Source organism: Hyphomicrobium sp. 01T421 (assembly GCF_056398805.1).
Genome location: NZ_JBFTQC010000001.1, coordinates 2,082,815 through 2,102,088, shown reverse-complemented (window position 1 = coordinate 2,102,088; position 19,274 = coordinate 2,082,815). Strand labels below are relative to the sequence as shown.

17 protein-coding genes and 1 pseudogene are annotated in these 19,274 nt (G+C 57.6%); 7 read left to right on the top strand and 11 right to left on the bottom strand.

The annotated features are described in order from the left end of the window. The first annotated feature begins 114 nt into the window (after positions 1-114). A complete protein-coding gene (locus AC1DK3_RS09640; protein WP_477191993.1) occupies positions 115-1,137 on the top strand; it encodes an HAD family hydrolase in 1,023 nt (340 codons plus the stop codon). A 234-nt stretch (positions 1,138-1,371) separates the two neighbouring features. Next, entirely contained in the window at positions 1,372-1,854 is a 483-nt protein-coding gene (locus tag AC1DK3_RS09635) for a hypothetical protein (protein WP_477191992.1), read from the top strand. Positions 1,855-1,911: 57 nt separating this feature from the next. Here the strand turns inward: AC1DK3_RS09635 and AC1DK3_RS09630 are convergent, their stop codons facing one another. Beyond that, the gene (locus tag AC1DK3_RS09630; RefSeq protein WP_477191991.1) at positions 1,912-2,409 is read right to left on the bottom strand and encodes a hypothetical protein; all 498 of its coding nucleotides are present in this window, start codon (positions 2,407-2,409) and stop codon (positions 1,912-1,914) included. Positions 2,410-3,442: 1,033 nt separating this feature from the next. Between AC1DK3_RS09630 and AC1DK3_RS09625 the strand changes: the two genes are divergently transcribed. Next, entirely contained in the window at positions 3,443-4,474 is a 1,032-nt protein-coding gene (locus AC1DK3_RS09625; protein ID WP_477191990.1) for a hypothetical protein, read from the top strand. Beyond that, a complete protein-coding gene (locus tag AC1DK3_RS09620; RefSeq protein ID WP_477191989.1) occupies positions 4,471-5,811 on the top strand; it encodes a tetratricopeptide repeat protein in 1,341 nt (446 codons plus the stop codon). Before AC1DK3_RS09625 ends, AC1DK3_RS09620 begins: the two co-directional genes overlap by 4 nt. Before the next feature lie 126 nt (positions 5,812-5,937). Here AC1DK3_RS09620 and pqqA read toward each other — a convergent pair. The 10 genes and pseudogenes from pqqA to AC1DK3_RS09570 form a co-directional block, all read right to left on the bottom strand. Further along, positions 5,938-6,026: pseudogene (gene pqqA / locus AC1DK3_RS09615) on the bottom strand (pyrroloquinoline quinone precursor peptide PqqA). A gap of 26 nt (positions 6,027-6,052) precedes the next feature. Next, on the bottom strand, positions 6,053-8,215 hold the full coding sequence (gene katG / locus AC1DK3_RS09610) for a catalase/peroxidase HPI (protein WP_477192901.1): 2,163 nt from the start codon (positions 8,213-8,215) through the stop codon (positions 6,053-6,055). Positions 8,216-8,872: 657 nt separating this feature from the next. Continuing rightward, positions 8,873-10,003 carry a M20 family metallopeptidase gene (locus tag AC1DK3_RS09605; protein WP_477191988.1) on the bottom strand — a complete coding sequence of 377 codons (1,131 nt, stop codon included), beginning with the start codon at positions 10,001-10,003 and terminating at the stop codon, positions 8,873-8,875. A gap of 14 nt (positions 10,004-10,017) precedes the next feature. After that, positions 10,018-10,815 (bottom strand): ABC transporter ATP-binding protein, encoded by a 798-nt coding sequence (locus AC1DK3_RS09600; RefSeq protein ID WP_477191987.1) that lies wholly within the window; start codon positions 10,813-10,815, stop codon positions 10,018-10,020. Then, positions 10,812-11,618, bottom strand: a complete 807-nt coding sequence (locus tag AC1DK3_RS09595; RefSeq protein ID WP_477191986.1) for an ABC transporter permease — start codon at positions 11,616-11,618, stop codon at positions 10,812-10,814. Before AC1DK3_RS09595 ends, AC1DK3_RS09600 begins: the two co-directional genes overlap by 4 nt. Positions 11,619-11,695: 77 nt before the next feature. Further along, positions 11,696-12,628 (bottom strand): ABC transporter substrate-binding protein, encoded by a 933-nt coding sequence (locus AC1DK3_RS09590; RefSeq protein ID WP_477191985.1) that lies wholly within the window; start codon positions 12,626-12,628, stop codon positions 11,696-11,698. Positions 12,629-12,707: 79 nt separating this feature from the next. Next, positions 12,708-13,661: an agmatinase family protein gene (locus tag AC1DK3_RS09585; RefSeq protein ID WP_477191984.1), complete on the bottom strand. Its 954-nt coding sequence runs from the start codon at positions 13,659-13,661 to the stop codon at positions 12,708-12,710. A gap of 15 nt (positions 13,662-13,676) precedes the next feature. Beyond that, positions 13,677-14,528, bottom strand: a complete 852-nt coding sequence (locus AC1DK3_RS09580; protein ID WP_477191983.1) for a nitrilase family protein — start codon at positions 14,526-14,528, stop codon at positions 13,677-13,679. Between the two features lie 129 nt (positions 14,529-14,657). Further along, entirely contained in the window at positions 14,658-15,248 is a 591-nt protein-coding gene (locus AC1DK3_RS09575) for a cupin domain-containing protein (RefSeq protein WP_477191982.1), read from the bottom strand. Between the two features lie 574 nt (positions 15,249-15,822). Continuing rightward, entirely contained in the window at positions 15,823-16,110 is a 288-nt protein-coding gene (locus AC1DK3_RS09570) for a UBP-type zinc finger domain-containing protein (protein WP_477192900.1), read from the bottom strand. A 170-nt stretch (positions 16,111-16,280) separates the two neighbouring features. On the opposite strand from AC1DK3_RS09570, the gene AC1DK3_RS09565 reads away from it, so the two are divergent. From AC1DK3_RS09565 to AC1DK3_RS09555, 3 genes are all read left to right on the top strand, one after another. Next, complete coding sequence (locus AC1DK3_RS09565) at positions 16,281-17,582, top strand: TonB-dependent receptor domain-containing protein (RefSeq protein ID WP_477191981.1); 1,302 nt, start codon at positions 16,281-16,283, stop codon at positions 17,580-17,582. A gap of 473 nt (positions 17,583-18,055) precedes the next feature. Continuing rightward, the gene (locus AC1DK3_RS09560; protein WP_477191980.1) at positions 18,056-18,301 is read left to right on the top strand and encodes a hypothetical protein; all 246 of its coding nucleotides are present in this window, start codon (positions 18,056-18,058) and stop codon (positions 18,299-18,301) included. A gap of 134 nt (positions 18,302-18,435) precedes the next feature. Continuing rightward, positions 18,436-18,921 (top strand): ferritin-like domain-containing protein, encoded by a 486-nt coding sequence (locus AC1DK3_RS09555; protein WP_477191979.1) that lies wholly within the window; start codon positions 18,436-18,438, stop codon positions 18,919-18,921. Positions 18,922-19,274 lie beyond the last annotated feature (353 nt).

The window sequence follows — 19,274 nt, the reverse complement described above, 5'->3', positions numbered from 1 at the left end:
TGATTAACGAAACAATCGCCCTTGATCGCGCGACCGCACCCTGCAACGAATATGATCTCACGTTTCTCGGAAACGGCTGCTAGCGGCCGCGATCGGAGATGGGAGATCGGAAGCATGCAGCGCAATGATCACCGCTTGCGTACGGCCTTGCTGGCGCTCTGCACGCTCGTGGGGCTTTTGTTGCTGCCATCCTTATCGCTGGCCCAGACGATCGATCCGCTACCATCGTGGAACGAGGGTCCAGCCAAAACGGCGATCATCGAATTCGTAAAAGCCACAACAGACCTAGCGAATCCGAAGTTCGTATCGCCCGAGGCGCGGATCGCGACGTTCGATCAGGACGGTACGACGTGGGTTGAGCAGCCAATGTACGCGCAGGTGATGTATTGCCTGGACCGTGTCCCGGCGCTGGCGGAGAAAAAGCCGGAACTGAAATCCATCGAACCCTTCAAGACCGTGCTGTCAGGCGACCGGGAAGCAATGGCGAAGTTGCCGAAAGAGGATCTGATGAAGATTCTTGGCGCCACCCTCTCCGGCATGACGGTCGAAGCCTTCAACGCAGAAGTGAAGACCTGGATCGAAAACGCCAAACACCCCCGTTTCAAGCGGCTGTACACGGATCTCACCTATCAGCCGATGCTCGAAGTGATGCGCCTCTTCCGTGACAATGGCTACAAGACCTATTTCGTTACCGGCGGTGGCCAGGATTTTGTACGCGTGTACGCCCAGAGGGTTTATGGCGTGCCGCCAGAACAGGTGGTCGGCAGCGCGGGCGCGACGGAATTCGGCTACGACGAAGATGGTAAGCCGGTCCTCACCAAGGTGCCGAAGCTCCTCCTCAACGATGACAAGGCCGGCAAACCCGAAGGCATCCACTTCGTCGTCGGGCGGCGCCCCGTTGCAGCCTTTGGCAACTCGATCGGCGACAGAGAAATGCTGGAATACACCCAGGCAGGCGGCGGCGCTCGCTTGATGCTGCTCGTGCACCACGACGATGCCGACCGTGAATACGCTTACGGGCCTCAATCAAAAGTCGGAACATTCACTGACGCATTGATGGATGAGGCCAAGAGCAACGGCTGGATTGTTGTCAGCATGAAGAATGATTGGAAGCGGATTTTCGCGTTCGATCAGTAGCGCCGAAACCCACCAACGTCGGCTTCTGTAACGTCCGCCAACGTCGGACGTGCGCAACAGCTGCGGCCCCAAAAGACCAATCTTGATTGAGCATCTGCGCAGCAAACGCGAAGCTGCAAATTGATGAGCATTCTATTGGTTAAGCATAAAAAAAAGAACGCGGGAACTGTGCCGTATAGCGCCGGTTTGCGCGAAGAGCGGCAAAAGCGCTCGGATAGCTTCAGGAGAAAATAAATGGCTATCAGAACTGCATCGAAAACGAAAATTGCCATGTGTGCGATGGCGCTCGCGCTTGGCGGCGGCGCCATGACAACGTCAGCAGAAGCATGCGGTTTAGGCCTAGGTTATGGCTGGGGCGGTGCGGCCCCGGTAGCTGCCGGTTATGGCTGGCGCAGACCCTGGGGTTGGGGCGGCGCCGGTTATGGCTGGAGATCAACCTACCCGGTTGCCGCCGGCTGGGGCTGGCGCAGACCTTGGGGTTGGAGAGGCGCCGGTTGGCGAGGAGGTTACGGCTGGAGGGGCGCCGGTTATGGCTGGCGCAGACCGCTTATCGGCGGCTACGGCTTCCGTAGAGGCTGGGGCTGGAGGGGCGCCGGTTGGCGAGGAGGTTATGGCTGGAGAGGCGCCGGGTGGCGCGGACGTGGCGTCGGCTTCCACCGCGCCGGCTTTGGAGGTGGTGGTTTCAGAGGCGGCTTCAGAGGTGGCCTCCGCCGCTAGATCAAGATCGAAGTGGCGGACAGAAAAAATTCCGTCCGCCACTTCTGTATGCTGATTTCAATATCCGGACCGCAGACGTCCGCTGCCAAACGCTTTTTGCGTGTTGGATTTTTGAAATACGATTCGTTCGGACGAATTGGCGTAGCACTTTCGTATGTTTGCGCATCGCGCCGCCCCGGACGGATAGCCTCCGCCGCCACGTTCGCCCGCTAATGCCTTGCACACCATGTCGATGCCAGCCGGCGTCAGCCATTTTTCGCGCGCACCTGCTTGGGCAGCGCCACAGTCTGCGGCGAGTTCATTTCCGCCAACGGACTTGTGGGCGCATTCATGCTTGAACACGAACATGCGAACCGCCGCCGGCTGCTTCTGCATGAGCGTGTGGTTAATATAGATTCCCCTGCCAGGTACGAACCGTCCTTCCATCGGAAGGCTGGAATCCGAGAACACAGGCGTTGAGCCGCAGCTCATCGACTGGCCAGCAATTTTGACAGACGCCGCCTCGGCGCGGTGCACACAGATAGTCGCCATGGCTGCAGCCATGAAAATCAGCACAAATCGATGTTTCACTAGAGAAATCCCCCGTGGTTTCTTGCACGTTCAACATCAGAATGTGCTTAGAATCGGGCATTAGCGATCACGATTGCCGCAGATGAACGGACTTGGATCTGCTGCCTCGCGATGAAAATCGGGACGCCGACGACAGATCAAAGCATACAATTGATCCGATAAAATAAAGGATTTTTGTAGCTCACAGCGCTCGATGGCGATGAGATCGAGTGGCGTTTAGGCAGACTGTGTCGCGTGACCAATCGTCATTATTGTGATGATTGTGATGAGACGTTTTTGACTTGATGCCGCAAGCCCCGACAAGCTTCGCAAGGTTCGGCGGATAGCGATCCCCCTTCCCTAAGTCCAACGGGGGATGAGCGCGAACGCAACGAGATGCGCCTGCTGCTGACAGCAATGGACGCTGGCGGTTTGGCATTCGGTCCGGAAGATCCGCATAACGCCATGATGTAAAACCCGATCGGCCAACTGGGGAAACTCGACGCCGTCGGGTCCGACGGCGATGATCATTAGTGTCGTATCGAAGGGCCTCCCCATTTCAATTGCAGATTCGAGGCCTCCCATCGTTCTAATCATTGCGGATATATCATCATAAGTGTATCGTCCGTTAACTGTATAATTTCCAAAAAGCGCATCCGCATTTTCAGACTGGGGGTGAGTTGCTTTGCGTATCTACCGCGCGCTGCTGAAGAATTTCAGCCAAGCCATTCCCATTGCATTCCTAATTCTATTGCACCTCGCAATTCCAGCGGGCGCAAGCTGCACATGCGGAAGCGGCGTTGTGCCCTGCGGTGTCGTCTGCTGCAGCAGCTCGACCTACTGTAGTTCCGGCTCCATTTGCGCCGACGGCGGCTGCCTCAGCAGGTCCTCTCCGCGGGTCTGTCGGAATGGAAGGTTCTGCGATTCAGGAAGCGTTTGCACTCCGGACAGCCGCTGCATTTCCGTAAGTTCCGACAGGTATTGCGGGGGACGTAAATTTTGCGATCCCGGCTTTGCCTGTATCAACGGAGGAAAATGTTTGTCCGTTTCTTCCGAGCGCTATTGCGGGAACGGCCACTACTGCGCGGAGGGCACGTATTGTAAGGACGGCGGGTGTCGATCGCACGCAGCCGACGAAGCCCTGCGTGAATTGCGGCGCGTGGAAGATGAGCTTCGCGCCGAGCAGGAACGATTAGCCGACGAAGCGCGCAAAGCCGAGGAACGAAGCCGCGCTGCTGCAAATCCTTCCAACCATTCCGGATCGTGCAGCACGATTACTGGTCCTGGCATGTCATCGGGTGGGCCTTGCAATAACGATCGCGGAAACGGCCCTTCGCAGACCCCGCCGTCACCCCCGAACACACAGCAGCCACCCCAGAAACCTCAAACCAAATTGGTGCTGGTACAGCCCGCACCGAGTTGCCCGGGCTGTCGCGCTCTCGATGCCGTCGCCGAGATACTTCCGCTGTTCGGCAGCACGCTCAAAGAGATGGACGAGGAGATCAACAGTCCCAACATACCGCCGCCGCAAGACTGGCTAACTCATCCCCCCAGCGCCACCAATGCCGCACGCACGAACTCACATCCTGATCAGGACAACGAGCCCGACACAACGAACGCGCAGCACCGGCAGCCTTCATCGAGGCCGAGTGACGATACTTCGCCGAGCCCGGACAGCGCTTTGGACGAAGCCGAAGATGACTACGCTGTCGTTTGCGACAGGGCCTTCAAAGAATATCTGTCTGGCAACGACGACCTGATGGAAAAAGCGAAGCAGGAAGTGCGTGACCTCAAGAAAGCGAGGAACAGCCTCGCCGAAGCAATTCGGCATCCATACGCAACTGCCAAGCGGCTATTACAGGATTATATCGACGAGCACCTCGCGCAGTTCGATCCGCACAATTATTTCAAAATTCTCGCCGAACAGGCTTTGAAGTCTGAATCGAAGGAGCGCCAGGAAGACCTCAAGCGCTTCAAGGAGAAGTGGGGCGAGAAATGCGTTGAGCGGACCTACGCTACGGCAATCGAGCAAAATTTGACGCATGTCTTCGAAACGGAAGTTCCCGAATGAGAAGCGCGCGCACTCCACTCCAAATGTGGATCTATCTGCTGATCGGATCAGTGCTCTCTCTGCAGCCCACAGGAGAGAACGGAGCACGGGCTCAAGCGAGCGGCAACCAAGATATCTGCACTGCGCGGACGAATGCGAGTGACAGCGAGCGCGTCAAGGCCTGCTCGGAGCTTATCGAATCCGGCTCGTTCGCCGATGATCGCTTAGCCATTCTATATACCAGCCGCGCCTCGGCATCGCGCGCAAATGGCGATCTGGACGCCGCGCTAACGGACCAGAACAAGGCGATAGCGATCGCTCCGGAATCTGCGATCCTCTACTTCAACCGCGCCGCGACTTGGCAGGCCAAACAAGACAATGCGCAGGCAATCGACGACTACAATAACGCGCTGCGGATCGCTCCGAACTTTGCGCTCGCTTACAAGCGTCGCGGCGATCTGTTCTTCTCGAATGCGGAATACGACCGCGCGATCGACGATTACGACAACGCGGTACGGCTGAAACCGGATTTCGCGGAAGCACTCGCGCGACGTGGCTTGGCCAAGCTCCAGAAAGGTGATGTTGAAGGGCGCAATGCCGATCTCCAAGCCGCCCGCTTCATCGATTCAGGAACCGTCAGAGGCCTTTTGAAGACGCTCGGGGATTCCGTGCCGGAAGGGGAAGGCTTTCTCGTCCGCAGGCAACTCGGCGTTTTCACGGCGTTGGAGCTGAACGACGCAACGATCTGCCAGGAAGCGAACGAGACCTCCGCCGAGAAGCTCAGATCGTATTTTAATGCCCACGGAATGACCTACACAGCAAAAACCTTCCCAAACTTCGTCGGCGCCCAAAGTGCTTATGAAAACGGTGATTGCACCGTTCTATCGGGAGACGTCACTGCCTTAAGGAGCGCGCGCGAAAAGCTGCCGAACAACACCGATCATGTTCTGCTGGCGGAAGTATACGCACCGGCAGCTGCGCCAACCGGCAAACCCTCCTCCGACCTCAACCCGACGCCGACCGCGAGCCTATGGAACCATAACGGCTCCATAGTCCGCTTGCAGTCCAATGGCTCATCCCGGGCCTTCTATTATCAGTCGCCGCGAGGGGTAATCAAAGTGCAGGGCGTTTCCAGTGGAGCACTGCTGTTTCAAGGAACGCGCGATCAGTCTGCGTATGAAGGCACGGCGTACCTGTTCAAGAAGGGGTGCAAGCCGATCGGCTATGCGGTGAGCGGCACCGTATCCGAGGACGAGAAGACCATCACGATGTCTGGAAGCGCACCAACGAGAGGCGACGATTGCAGCATCCTCGGATACAGGGATGACAGCCTCGTGTTCACATTCATCGAGCCGTAGTTGATCACGGTCTCAACGACGAGGTTGACGGCAACCGCGAAGTTATCGCTTGGCGGCGCCCCCACCACAAAAAAGCGGCCGACGAGTAGGCGTCGACCGCTTCTTTTGATGATTTCGGATCTGATCTTAGACGAGATCAATTTCCGCCGGCAGGTAACACGTCACTTCGAGGCCAGCTTCCTGCTCGCGTACGGCGGGCTTGTCCAGGTCTTCATGGTGGCAGCATCCGTGCACGGCGCATCTAGGCTTTCGTATGAACGTCAAAACGGTCGGCATTCATCACTTTGGCCCATGCTGACGCGAAGTCGCTGACGAACTTGCCGTGAGAATCGGCACATCCATAGACCTCCGCGAATGCGCGAAGCTGGGAATGCGATCCGAAAATGAGATCGACGCGCGTCGCGGTCCACTTGACCGCTTTCGTCTTGCGATCCCGTCCTTCAAACAAGTTCTCGCCTGCCGGCTGCCATTCCGTAGCCATGTCCAGCAGGTTCACGAAGAAGTCGTTGGTCAGCGTGCCCGGCGACTTCGTGAACACTCCGTGCTTCGACTGACCGGCATTTGCACCGAGGACGCGCAAGCCGCCAAGGATCACCGTCATTTCCGGCCCCGTGAGGCCGAGCAATTGCGCGCGATCGACCAGCGCTTCCTCCGGCGTCATGAATTGCCGCTTGCTGCTGATGTAGTTCCGGAATCCATCAGCGCGCGGCTCGAGTGGCGCGAAGGATTGAACGTCTGTCTGATCGGCAGACGCATCTGTACGACCGGGTGTGAAGGGGACGGAGACGTCGACGCCGGCGTCCTTCGCAGCCTTTTCGACCGCCGCACAACCGCCCAGAACGATCAAGTCCGCGAGCGAGACCTTCTTGCCCTTTTGAGCACCGTTGAACGTCGCCTGAATCTCTTGCAGCTTCGACAACGCCAATGCGAGCTGCGCCGGCTGGTTGACCTCCCAGTCCTTCTGCGGCGCAAGCCGAACTCGTGCGCCGTTAGCACCGCCACGCTTATCGGAACCGCGATACGTCGAGGCCGAAGCCCACGCTGTCGAGACGAGTTGTTGAACCGTCAAGCCGGAGCCAAGGATTTTGGCCTTGAGGTCCGCGACGTCCGATTCACTCACGAGTTCATGATCGACCGCCGGGATCGGATCCTGCCAGATCAACGTCTCTTTTGGAACCAGAGGTCCCTGATAGCGAGAAACCGGTCCCATATCGCGATGGGTAAGCTTGAACCACGCGCGAGCGAATACATCGGCGAACTGGTCCGGATGCTCGTAGAAACGGCGTGAAATCTTTTCGTAGGCGGGATCGAAGCGAAGCGCGAGATCCGACGTTAGCATGGTCGGCACATGCTTTTTCTTTGGGTCGAATGCATCGGGGATTGACGCTTCCGCGTTCTTTGCTCGCCATTGGAACGCCCCGGCGGGACTTTTCTCGAGCTCCCATTCGTACTGGAAAAGATTCTCGAAGAAGTAGTTGCTCCACTTCGTCGGAGTCTGCGACCACGTCACTTCGGGTCCCCCGGTGATCGCATCGGCGCCGAAACCGGTCCCATGAGTGCTCTTCCAGCCGAGGCCCTGATTCTCGATGGCTGCCGCTTCCGGATCCGCGCCGATGAACGACGGATCGCCCGCGCCATGCGTTTTGCCGAACGTGTGACCGCCGGCAATAAGCGCAACGGTCTCCTCATCGTTCATTGCCATGCGAAAGAAAGTTTCTCTGATGTCCCTCGCCGACGCTACCGGGTCCGGATTTCCATTCGGTCCTTCGGGGTTGACGTAGATCAAACCCATCTGGACTGCGCCAAGGGGTTCGCTCAGCTCACGCTCTCCGCTGTAGCGTTCATCACCGAGCCAGGTCCCTTCGGGCCCCCAGTACAGCTCTTCCGGCTCCCAGGTATCGACCCGGCCGCCAGCGAAGCCGAAGGTTTTGAAACCCATGGATTCCAAAGCGACATTGCCGCTGAGGACAAAGAGGTCCGCCCACGAGATCTTGCGTCCATACTTCTGCTTGATAGGCCAAAGCAGACGGCGTGCCTTATCGAGGTTGGCGTTGTCCGGCCAGCTGTTCAAAGGAGCGAACCGCTGTTGGCCACCGCCCGCACCGCCTCGTCCGTCGGTGATGCGGTACGTGCCGGCGCTATGCCACGCTAAGCGAATGAAAAGACCGCCGTAGTGGCCGAAGTCAGCTGGCCACCAATCTTGCGAATCCGTCATCAGCCCATGCAGGTCTTTGATGACGGCATTGAGATCGAGCGATTTGAACTCGGCGAAGTAATCGAAACCATTTCCCATGGGATCGGACAACGAACTGTTGCCGTGCAGGACCTTGAGGTCGAGGTGGTCGGGCCACCAATCGAAATTGGATCTGGAACGCAGCGTTTTACCTTTCGGCATTCCCTGCATCGGGCACTTAGCAATTTCGTTCATGTCACTCTCATCATTTCCAACTTCGCCAGACGCGCCATCTATTACCAGATGATGCTCAGTTCGAAAGAACCAAGACGTCGCCCTGCATGGCCCTCATTCTGCCAACCTGGGAGACATAATACGGCCAAGCCGTGCCCCGAACTTGCCGAATGGGTAAACGTTAGGTCTTGTGTGTCCGTTAAAGGCATTGGGTGCTTCTTGGTGCCACTTCCCTGCTGCCACGGTCTTATAGGTGAACACGCTCTTTTTTCAGATGGTAGAAGGGAAACGGCACAACCACGGCGCTCAAGCGCTTTTGTATCCCGTCGAGACGCCCGATTTCAAGCTCGACACCATCGGCCGCATGAATTCCTCGGCTCGCCACGCGCGAAAGTGAGTGTCTTCCTGAGTAGCGGCGACCACATGGCGCCCGTAACGAGCCCAATCCCAGATTTGTTGGCAACCCAATGGTTGTACGCGCCTAAATGCGGATATTCGGCTGGGAGCGCTCTACCCGGCCGCTACTCGACCTGACGATATGCGGCGCAATCTATTCCCCCAAAGCCTTTGGGGCAAAATCGACCGAGGCGGCCGATGGCTCAAAGTCCCTCAGCTTGGTGATGTAAGATCTGCCGCGCAAAATTCGCGAAATCATTACGCCGCGTGCTGCCAATCTTCGATGATCAGTTTGTACATTGCGCACGCAGCTTCGATCCTGTCGATGCTGCACCATTCGTCTGTCTGGTGGGCTAGAGAAGGTTCGCCCGGGCCAAGCAGGATCGTCGGTGCCAAGTCAAAGGCTTCGCGCAGCAGCGCGCCATCGGTAAAGAAGGTTGCGGCTCTGGGGTTTTGACTTTCCCCTGTTACCGATTGCACCAGTTGCTCGACGCGCTTCACCCAGGGATCGTCGATATCGGTGGCCAAGCTCGGTACGGAGAGCTGCTGCGAAATATCGATGTCGGGGCCGATCGCGGTCGCGATCTGTTTCAGAATGCGATCCGTACTTCTTGGCCACACAGTTCTGAGGTCGAGCATGAGACTGGCGGTATCGGGAACCGAATTGACATTCTGCCCGCCAGTGATCGTGCCGACATTGAGACTAGGCACACCCAGAAGCGGATGAGGATACTCGGAAAACCTGAAGGCCCTGATGATCCTCACGGCATCGGCGAGTTTATAGATCGCGTTGATGCCCAAATCGGGCATCGAGCCATGAGCGGTTCTGCCCTTGGCGCTGAGGCGGGCCCAGGTGGCGCCCTTGTGTCCATGCACCACGGCATTCGCTGTCGGCTCGGCAACGACGAACGCGCCGATCTTCCCGTATTTCCCGCTATTCTCCGCGATTGCGGCCGCGCCCTGACAGCCAGTTTCTTCGGAAGCACTCAGCATGAGGACGATATCTGCGGGACGATTTTTGCTGTCAGCGTAAGTCTCGACCGCCACGATAAAGGCGGCGATGCCCGCCTTCATGTCGGTCGTGCCGCGACCCCATATTCGGCCATCATGGATTTCTCCGGCGAGCGGGGGGCGCGTCCAAGTCTCGGCGCCCAATGGTACCGTGTCGAGGTGCCCGCTGAAACATAACGCCGGTTTGCGTGACGTACCGCGCAGACGCGCAACAAGGTTGGGACGGCCGGGCGCAATCTCGCTCAGCTCGATTTCAAAGCCGGACTTCTCGAGGCGCTCAGCGAGAAGCCGCGCGCAGGATTCTTCTTGTCCGGGCGGATTGACGGTGTCCACCCGAACCAGAGCCTGGGTCAGTTGGACAGCCGGATGAGATGACATGGGTGGAGCCTGACTCAGACAGATTTGAAAACTTCGATGAGGCGACGCTTGTTGTGCACGAACGCATCAGAGATCTTCGTGTCGGCGTCGCGTGGATAGGGCAGCTCTATCTTGAACTCGTGAGCGACGCGGCCCGGCCTTGCTGCCATAATGCCGATCGTCTCCGACAGCAGGATTGCTTCCTCGATATCGTGCGTGATGAACAAGACCGTCATGAACTCCTTGTCCCGCACGTTGAGCAGAAGCTCCTGCATTTGCTCGCGCGTCTCGGAATCGAGCGCCCCAAACGGTTCGTCCATCAGCAGCACAGCCGGTTTGTTCGCGAGCGCGCGAGCCAAGGCAACGCGCTGGCGCATGCCGCCTGAGAGTTCCTTCGGATAGGAATCGATGAACGCCGACAGCTTCACGAGGTCGACATAGTGCAATGCCGCTTCTCTGCGTTCCTTCTTGCCCATGCCGCTCATGCGCAATCCGAACGCCACGTTTTCGATGACACTCAGCCACGGGAACAGCGTGTAGCTTTGAAAGACCATGCCGCGATCGGGACCGGGGCTGCGGCGGACAACGCCATCGACTGCAACGACGCCGCTGTTCGCTTGATCGAGGCCGGCCACGATATTCAGGAGGGTCGACTTCCCGCAGCCTGAGTGACCAATGATGGAGTAGAAGCCGCCGCTCGGCACATCGAAGGAGACGCCTTTCAGTGCCTCGACAATTTTGCCGCGCGATTCAAAGCGGCGACTGATATCGCGAACGGAGAGCTTGGCGACGCCTTCAACGGCGAGAGCATCAGTTTTCGCAGCTATGTTCATCGGTGAAACGTCTCCGCCCAGGGCATCGTTTTCGACGAGATCCGCCGCATGATCTGATCGGACACCAAGCCGAGGATTCCGATGATCGCGATGTAGAGGAAGATCGTATCGGTCTTGAGGAAGCGCTGCGCCTCCATGATCCTGAAGCCCAAGCCCTGTTGCGCAGCGATCAGCTCGGCAACGATCACGTACGTCCAAGCCCACCCAAGCGTGATTCTCAAATTCTCCACGAGGCCCGGCAAGCTCGCTGGGATGACGACGTTCGTCAGCACCTGACGGCGCGATGCGCCCAGCGTATACGCGACGTTGATGACGTCGATCGGAACGGTGCGCGCGACTGCGGCCACCAGCAGAACAAGCTGAAAGTAGGTGCCGATGAAAATCATCAGGACCTTAGCCGTTTCGCCGATGCCGACGTAGAGCATGATGAGCGGGATGAATGCAGCCGCCGGCATGTAGCGCACGAAGTCTGTGAACGGCTCGAAGATCGCGTCGGCGATATGGTAGGTGCCCATCAGAATGCCGACGGGAATGGCGACGACTGCCGCCAGCGTGAAGCCCGCAAAAACGCGGTATACGCTCCATCCGATGTCGCCCCACAGCCGTCCATTCTCGGCCAGTACGATGGCCTGTTTGGCAACGTCCGCAGGACTCGGCAGAAACAGGCGATCGACGTAGCCGCTGCTCGAGGCCAGCCACCAGATCGCAGCAGGTATGACGAATGTCGCCGCGGCGACTGTCCAGTAGAGCGCTGCCGGGATCGGAGCGCGAATGCGGCCGATTTGACTGAACCAAGTGGGCATTAAACGGATGTTTCCCCGAAGCGAAAAAAGGCGGCGAGTGATGTGTCTTCACTCGCCGCCAAAGTGAGTTCTCTACGTTATTCCTTCACGGCGCCGACAAACTGCGGCGCAACGAGCGAAGAAACGTCCGGCTTGCTGTCGATCAACTTGTTCTTGAGGAGGAAGTCGGCCTGCTCGTCTGCCGTCTTGAACAAGGGGCCAGCCGGAGCTGCGCCGAACTCGCGAACGTTATCGGCGAGCGAGTAGAGTTTGATCCCCGCGAGGTTCTGCTCCATCTCTTCGGGGCTGATCTCGGCGCCTTTGGCCATGATCTCCACCGCTTCCTTGCGGTTGGTCTTGATGAAGGCGAGCGCCTTATTCCAAGCGGCGATCACCTTCTGCACGTCGGCGGAACGCTTTTCGATCGCTTCCGCGCGGAAGACCAGAAGATCCGGCACCAAGCCTGGCGTGTCTGCGGTCGAGAAGACGACGCGGCCTTTGCCGTCCTTCGACGCCTGGCTGAGATAGGGCTCCCAAGTCACGGCGACGTCGACGGCGCCGGCGAGAAATGCCGTGCCTGCGTCTTCCGCCGACATGTTGACCGAGTTCACATCCTCGAGCTTGAGACCTTCCTTTTCCAGCGCCCGCATAAGGATCAACTGGCTGACACCGCCGAGTTCATAGGCGACGCGTTTGCCTTTGAAATCCTTGATGCTGTCTATGCCGCTTTTGGCGATGATGCCGTCTGCGCCCGACGACTCGTCTGTGATGAGGACGATGCGGCCGGGCACGCCCTTCGATGCCGGTATGATGACATCGGCAAGGATCATGTGCGTGGCATCCAGCTGCTTGCCGGCAAACGCGGACATATCGTCAGCATGCCGCTTGAATTTCACGATATTGGCCTTGACGCCGACTTCGTCGAAGTAGCCCTTCTCTTCGACGATCCACCACGGCATCCATCCAGGCCAGATGGTCACGCCGATCTGCAACGGTGCGTCAGCGGCTTTCGCGGCCGGTGAACCCATCATTGCCGTAGCCAAAGCGAGGGCTACAAATACTTTCCTGATCAAGTCGCATGTCCTCCAGTGTTATCGAGAAATCAGCCGTTCAACGAGCTTTGAGCTCGTTTGCCGCGTGCGTGGCGCCCAGCAAATTGAAGATGATGTAGCAGGCGAGACGGGCGGTGATGCCCGACGGATCGTATGCGGGACACAGCTCGACGATGTCGAAGATGGTCACGCCATGACGTCCGAGCATGCGTGCCGCCGTGATGATTTCGCGTGACGTCAGGCCGCCCGGCTCGGGGCCGCTTGTGCCCGGCGCATAAGCAGCATCGACGCCGTCGGTATCGAAGCTGACGTAGAGCGCATCAGTACCCGCGCCCGCTATAGCGATCGCTCGGTTCATGACTTCGACGATGCCGAGCTCGATGATATCGCGCATCGCGAAGACGGTGATGCCTTTCGATTTCACATACTCGAACTGCCGGCGCGTATTGAGCGAGCCGCGAATGCCGATCATCACCATGTTCTTGGGATCGAGGTTCGGCATCTCGGCGAGGCGACAGGCTTCCGACCAATTCGAGAAGCGTTCGCCATCGACTTCTTCTTCAGCGTCCATATTGGCGTCGAAGACGATGTAGCCGATTTTTCCGGGCGTCGCTTCCGAGAGCGCTTGGCCGATGGGTATGGGAATGGAATGATCGCCGCCGATGAAAATGCCGGTGGCGCCGGAGCGAATGATCTCGGAAGCGCCATGCTTCATCGCCGCCCGGCATTTCTCAGGGCTCGCGGGCACCATCGGCGCATTCCCGCAATCGACGAGTTTGAAAGTCTCCAGCAAATCGACGTCATCATCGAAAAAGTAGGAGCCATATTGGCGGGACGCATCGCGGAGACCGCGCGGGCCATCGGCTGTTCCGGTGCGCCAGATGCCGCCCATATCGTAAGGCATGCCGAGCAGCGCGGCCTTCGTGCCTCTCTGCTTGAGGAGCTTGGCGTCGGCCTCAACAAAGGGCGCACCCAGAAACGTAAAGGGAGGCGGACTGCTCGTGAGTTTCATAAGTTTAGGCACCCATCATAGATTGTTGTCGTACTGATCTGGCCGGCGGTCTCGCACGACTTGATTGTGATCGTTCCAGCGCCGCTTTCGCCGCGCGTCGGAGACGTTGACGGTGGCGAGCACGATCTCTTGCCTGTCGGGCGATGCTGGTCCCCCGACCGGCCAGCCTGTGTAGCTGACGATCAGGCTCTGACCGATGAACGGCTGGCCGCGTTCCGTGCCGATGCGGTTCGCAGCGGCCACATAGATCGAGTTGGTGTGAGCGGCGGCCATTGCGACGATGTTCGCCATGGCTTCGCGCTTCGGATCTTGACCGGGAATCGGTACCCAGTTCGTTGGAATGCAGACGATGTCCGCGCCGCGCAACGTGCAGGTTCTATACGCTTCAGGGAACCACTGATCGTAACAGATCATCATGCCGATCCGGCCGAACGGCGTTGGGAAAACCGGAAACCCAAGATCGCCGGGCTCGAAGTAGAGATTCTCGTCGCCCCAAAGATGAACTTTGCGAAACGTGCCGATGTAGCCGTCAGGGCCGATCATCACAGCGGAATTGAACAGCTTCTCGCCCGCCCGCTCGGCAATGCCTGCGACAATGTAGAGGCCGCGCTTTTTTGCGATGGCGGACCATGCGGAGACGGTTGGCCCATCCGGTATGGCCTCCGCAAGGCCGAAGGCTTCCGCGCGCGAATTGAATACGTAACCGGTGTTGCAAAGCTCTGGGAGAACGACGAGCCGGGCGCCCTTATCGGCAGCTTCATCAATGAGGCGGACTGTGTGCTCTACATTCCTTGTCAGGTCGCCAAATATTGGCTCCATCTGAATGCAAGCAATGCAGAGAGGTGTTTCGCCGGATCCCTCGGCCATGCTTCATCTCCACGTATTTCTTACGTAGAAATGAGGTTGAGCATAGTTCAACTCGGTGAGCAACTCTGAAGTTGAGTTAAATTCAACTCGTCGGAGTGGCTGCGACTTTCAAAGCGCGGCGAGCGAATGTCAGAATGTCGGCGGGGTATTGATCCAGATGACCTTCGCAATCTTGCGTCCTGGATTGCGATAGGCATGATCAAGGCCCGAGGAGAAAACGAAACTGTCTCCCTCGGTTAGCCGAAAGGTATCTTTGCCAATTGTCAGATCAAGCCGGCCCACCAGCACATAGCCGATTTCTTCGCCCTCGTGGGTGATCGAGCCGACGCTGCCATGGCCCGGCGGGATGATGTGGATATTGCCCTGAAGCTGATGGCCGACGCCATGCGGCACCAAGCGTTCCAGGATGACACCCACGGAAGACCCGTTGGCTGCGGTGTTTATGAGCGGTCTACCATTGGCTTTCGACACGTGCACCGTGCTTGCCGGAACGTGATCGCAGAGCGCGCCGATATTGATGCCGAGCACTTGCACAATGCGATGCAACGTCGACAGTGAGGGCGATGCCGCTCCGTGCTCGAATTTCGAGAGAAGGCTCTTTGAGCATCCGACTTGATCCGCAACCTCTCGCAAGAGCAGACCTTTCGCCTTTCGTGCAGACTTTAGCCGCTGACCAAGCTCAATCTGTTGATTATTCGAACGTTGGCCGCTAGCCGCCATGCTGCGAACTCACCTTTAGCGCGAGGATTTTGAAGATAGATGCCTTCATTCGGAGATCTTGTCTAACCCGGCGAGCAACGCATGAGTAATTATTACGCAGTTCGGCACCGGAGCGAGCTCTTCGGCATCGGGTCGAACTACGTGAACCCGTGAGGGATCGCCATCGGTATCGGCGCGATGATCGACTCGGCCATTGTGACGATTGAAAACGCGCACAAGCATTTGGATCGCAAATCCCGAGTCGGCCGGACTATGCGACCGACCAAGACAGCGGCCGGTGATAAATCGAAACTCGACGCTCGAACTCTCGGGACGCTGGAGATTTTTAAACTCGCCAGCAGCGCCTTTCAAATCTTTGACATGAGTTTGAAAGTCTACCGCCTTCGCTAGAGAACGAACGACTGTAGATAGCAACCCCCGCCAGGGCCACTGATCATGCCATAAGTAGCTCGATCAAAAAGGACTCGAGCGGTACGTTCTTCTCGCTTCTTGCGACAAGATGGTTGGAAGCCAGTTTGAAAAAGGCTTGGCCAACCTGAAGGCTGTGGCAGAGCGGCAACTCGTCACGAGCCGACTAGACGTTCAAATGTTCTTCCCAATCGGAAGGCATGCGACCAGCGGGTCCCGGAACGGGCTGTGTCACCGGGTGATGGTGCGGCGGCGCGAGCGTAGGGCCTTCAAACACTTCATTCGTGCGGTAGTCGTAGAACCAATTTTCACCTTGTTCGAAGCTAGTGATGACAGCGTGACCTGTTTCCCGAGCGTGCTTGGTGGCGTGCTGGCCGGGAGAGGTATCGCAGCACCCGATGTGGCCGCACTGGGCACAGCGCCTAAGGTGAAACCACCATCCGCCTGCCTCCATGCACTCGACACATCCTGTCCCGCTGGGCTTTGATGAGGGATCGATCCCGGATTTGTTCGATGACATGGGAGTTCCGTCCTACACATCTGCGAAGAGATCATGGGGCCGACCGGGGTCGTTGACAAGGCGAGCCAACCTGTCGGAGTGCAGAGAAGGCAGACATCGATCGGATGAGGAAACGGCTCGCTTGCTCATCCGGTGTCCATGTCCAGAGTTCTCCCGGCGTTGCCGCGGCATCGCCTATCGAACTCCTCGATCAAGGATGGGACAAGACCTTTTCCACGCCGCAGACGACGACGAACCAAGTCGAGATGGTGTCTTTGAACGGCAAGGTACGGGCGACCGACACTTTAGATTTCTCCGGAGTTGCCTACTACCGCCGCTTCAACCAGCAGCACATCTACGGAAACATTTCCAACGCTTCGCCGTGCGATATAAATGACGGCTCGGGAAATACCGGCGCTTGTCTGCAGAGCCTGGATGGTACGGATATCCTGCTGCATGATACGAACGGCAATGTCATCAACCTTCCAAATGGTATCGATGGCCTCGGCGAAATTGACCGAACATCCGTCGGTTCAAACAGCTTCGGCGTCTCCGTCCAGGCCGTCGAGAAAGCTAAACTTTTCGAGCACAACAATCAGTTCTTGATCGGCGCCAGCGTAGACCATGGCAATGTCTCGTTCCAGTCATCGGCCGAGCTCGGCTTCTTCCAGCCAAAGTTTGTCGTTCAAGGCGGCGGCGGCTTCGTCGGTCCCGTCGCGACGGTCTGTGCGAACGATGTCGAATCCGATGGCTTCTGTACACCTACTGCCGCGACGGCTTTATCCGATATACAGCCTGTCAATATCTCGACCTCGAACACCTACTACGGCGCATTTTTCTCCGACACGTTCGACGCGACCGATCGCCTGTCGCTGACCGTAGGGGGCTGCTTCAACGTTGCCAATGTTCAAATTCGACACGAAACCGGCTTGGCGCCGGCTCTCAATAGCTCTCCGTCCTACAGCCGGTTCAACCCGATGGCGGGCGGCACATACCGACTTTTCGACGGCGTCTCGGTCTATGGAAGCTACTCGGAAGCCAATCGTGCTCCCGTAGCTGCCGAATTAGCGTGCGCCGATCCTCTCCAGCCTTGCCTCCTGCCAAGCTTTTTGACTTTTGATCCTCCCTTGAAGCAGGTTGTGTCTTACACTTGGGAAGCAGGCTTCCGAGGCGAGAAGACGGATATTCTTGCGCATCAAAAGGTGAGCTCGAGCCTCGGCTACTTCCGCACACTCGATGACGATGACATCACCAACGTTACCTCCCCGATTATCGGCAGAAGCTTCTTTGCCAATGCCGGGCGGACGTTACGGCAGGGTCTTAAGGCGCAGGTTGACTACACAGCGGTGCTGCCCTCGGAAGCATCAACTTCACGGACGCCCGCACGATCCTGCCGGCGCTGCCGATCACTGCGTATGGCGGCATAAAGTGAAATTCGACTAGGCTAGTTCCCGCTCGTGCTGCAAGCGGCGGATCTTCCTATCCGCCGCTTGATTTTTTTGAAGCGACTTCGCGAAAGCGCGTCGAGTGACTACAAATGCGCTCAGCTCATATCAACTTGAGCTCGGATGCTATCCGTAGCAGCTCAGTGGAGCTTCGGGCATTGAGCTTATCTCGCAAGCTCGGCATCGCGAACTGACGGATTACGGGGTCGGAGATGGTGAAGTCGATGAGACTTTGCCGGCTGTATCATCGTGCGGCGCAATAGCAATTTCCATAGGAGGTAATCGTCGGCCCGTCTGGAATAGGGAACCACTGTCCAGTGACAGCCATTTGCCTGCATCACTAATCGCGAGAATGAAAGGTGACCGGGAGTCGGTCGGTTGCGACGCCAACAGGAACCCATGGCGGCATCAGGTGTTGCCGGAATTAGCGTGCGCGTCGCATCACAGGATGATCAATGGACAACGACACAAGCCACCCCGTCTTCGCTAAGCAGCCGGCGTGGAATTCATTTGCCGCCCTGGGCTTCATCGTTGGCATTATCTTCGGCTTCGAATTGCCCGGTGACTATTTTTGGTTTCCCGCGCTCCAGCCATACCAAACGGCTTGGGTAACCACCGTGATAGCGGGAAGCATTGTTGGAACGATGGTTGGTGCGACTGTCGGCGCCTTTGTCGATTTTCGAAGTAGTGGCTCACGCTAGCAGCGTTTCCTCGTTGGCCATAACATTAAACCCCTGCCGAAAATTGCCTGAGTGCCGATATTCGAGCGCCAGGAACATATTGCTTATATCGCGCGTTCTTTGGCCGCCTTATCCTAATCATTGGAGTTTCCCCCATGGGTAAAGTTGCGGCACCAGCTGGCGACGTCGTCAGCCGCGATCAGCTCGCAGATCTTCTCAATGAAGACTTGGCCCGCGAATATCAGGCGATCATCGCGTACACGGTCTACTCTCAGGTCTTAAAGGGCGCCGAATTTATGAGTATTGCGGATCAGCTCCAAACGCATGCTGAGCAAGAGTTGAAGCATGCTTTGATAATTTCGCGACAAATCGATTACTTGGGCAAAATGCCAACCGTTATCCCGAAATCCGTTCGCACTTCCGAAGATGCGAAGACGATGTTGCGGTACGATCTCGAGAGTGAAAACGAAACCATTCTGAATTACCGGCAACGGGTTCGCCAGTGCGAGGCACTTGGTGAGTACGCGCTCGCGGAACAAATTCGCGAAATTCTGATTGATGAGCAGGACCACCAAATTGATCTCGCCACCGCGCTTGGCGAAGACGTTCCAGATTTGACCGCTAAAAAGCCAAAGCAGTGACCTTCACGTTGGCTTTGCGTTTGCTCGCCCATCTGCGGGAGACACGCGTCGCGTAGATCTGGTCATCCGCCGCTAGCGGCTCTGATGATCCTTATGGCGGTCACCGCTGCGAATTTCGATCTCTCTTCGATGAACTCTTCCTTGCCGAGTTCGTTTGGCTATCGCATGTGCCCGGTGTCAACCGGCCACAACGGAGAACGATGGACGCGGACATTTTGCCGGTTTCTGACCGCGACAGCAACGCATTGGTACGCGCTGACATCTAACCTGTTCTGGGCACGTGCGCTTCGCTCTGTTGACCAACCCCCTCGTATTCTCAGCCACTCTGACGACTGAGGTTGCCCATGATCGCG

Excerpts from the sequence above, each read along its gene's own strand:
- katG (WP_477192901.1), bottom strand. The coding sequence starts at position 8,215 with ATGCAGGGAATGCCGAAAGGTAAAACGCTGCGTTCCAGATCCAATTTC.
- AC1DK3_RS09605 (WP_477191988.1), bottom strand. The coding sequence starts at position 10,003 with ATGTCATCTCATCCGGCTGTCCAACTGACCCAGGCTCTGGTTCGGGTG.
- AC1DK3_RS09590 (WP_477191985.1), bottom strand. The coding sequence starts at position 12,628 with ATGATGGGTTCACCGGCCGCGAAAGCCGCTGACGCACCGTTGCAGATC.
- AC1DK3_RS09595 (WP_477191986.1), bottom strand. The coding sequence starts at position 11,618 with ATGCCCACTTGGTTCAGTCAAATCGGCCGCATTCGCGCTCCGATCCCG.
- AC1DK3_RS09555 (WP_477191979.1), top strand. The coding sequence starts at position 18,436 with ATGGGTAAAGTTGCGGCACCAGCTGGCGACGTCGTCAGCCGCGATCAG.
- AC1DK3_RS09565 (WP_477191981.1), top strand. The coding sequence starts at position 16,281 with ATGAGGAAACGGCTCGCTTGCTCATCCGGTGTCCATGTCCAGAGTTCT.
- AC1DK3_RS09600 (WP_477191987.1), bottom strand. The coding sequence starts at position 10,815 with ATGAACATAGCTGCGAAAACTGATGCTCTCGCCGTTGAAGGCGTCGCC.
- AC1DK3_RS09640 (WP_477191993.1), top strand. The coding sequence starts at position 115 with ATGCAGCGCAATGATCACCGCTTGCGTACGGCCTTGCTGGCGCTCTGC.
- AC1DK3_RS09560 (WP_477191980.1), top strand. The coding sequence starts at position 18,056 with ATGGACAACGACACAAGCCACCCCGTCTTCGCTAAGCAGCCGGCGTGG.
- AC1DK3_RS09580 (WP_477191983.1), bottom strand. The coding sequence starts at position 14,528 with ATGGCCGAGGGATCCGGCGAAACACCTCTCTGCATTGCTTGCATTCAG.
- AC1DK3_RS09620 (WP_477191989.1), top strand. The coding sequence starts at position 4,471 with ATGAGAAGCGCGCGCACTCCACTCCAAATGTGGATCTATCTGCTGATC.
- AC1DK3_RS09635 (WP_477191992.1), top strand. The coding sequence starts at position 1,372 with ATGGCTATCAGAACTGCATCGAAAACGAAAATTGCCATGTGTGCGATG.
- AC1DK3_RS09570 (WP_477192900.1), bottom strand. The coding sequence starts at position 16,110 with ATGGAGGCAGGCGGATGGTGGTTTCACCTTAGGCGCTGTGCCCAGTGC.
- AC1DK3_RS09585 (WP_477191984.1), bottom strand. The coding sequence starts at position 13,661 with ATGAAACTCACGAGCAGTCCGCCTCCCTTTACGTTTCTGGGTGCGCCC.
- AC1DK3_RS09575 (WP_477191982.1), bottom strand. The coding sequence starts at position 15,248 with ATGGCGGCTAGCGGCCAACGTTCGAATAATCAACAGATTGAGCTTGGT.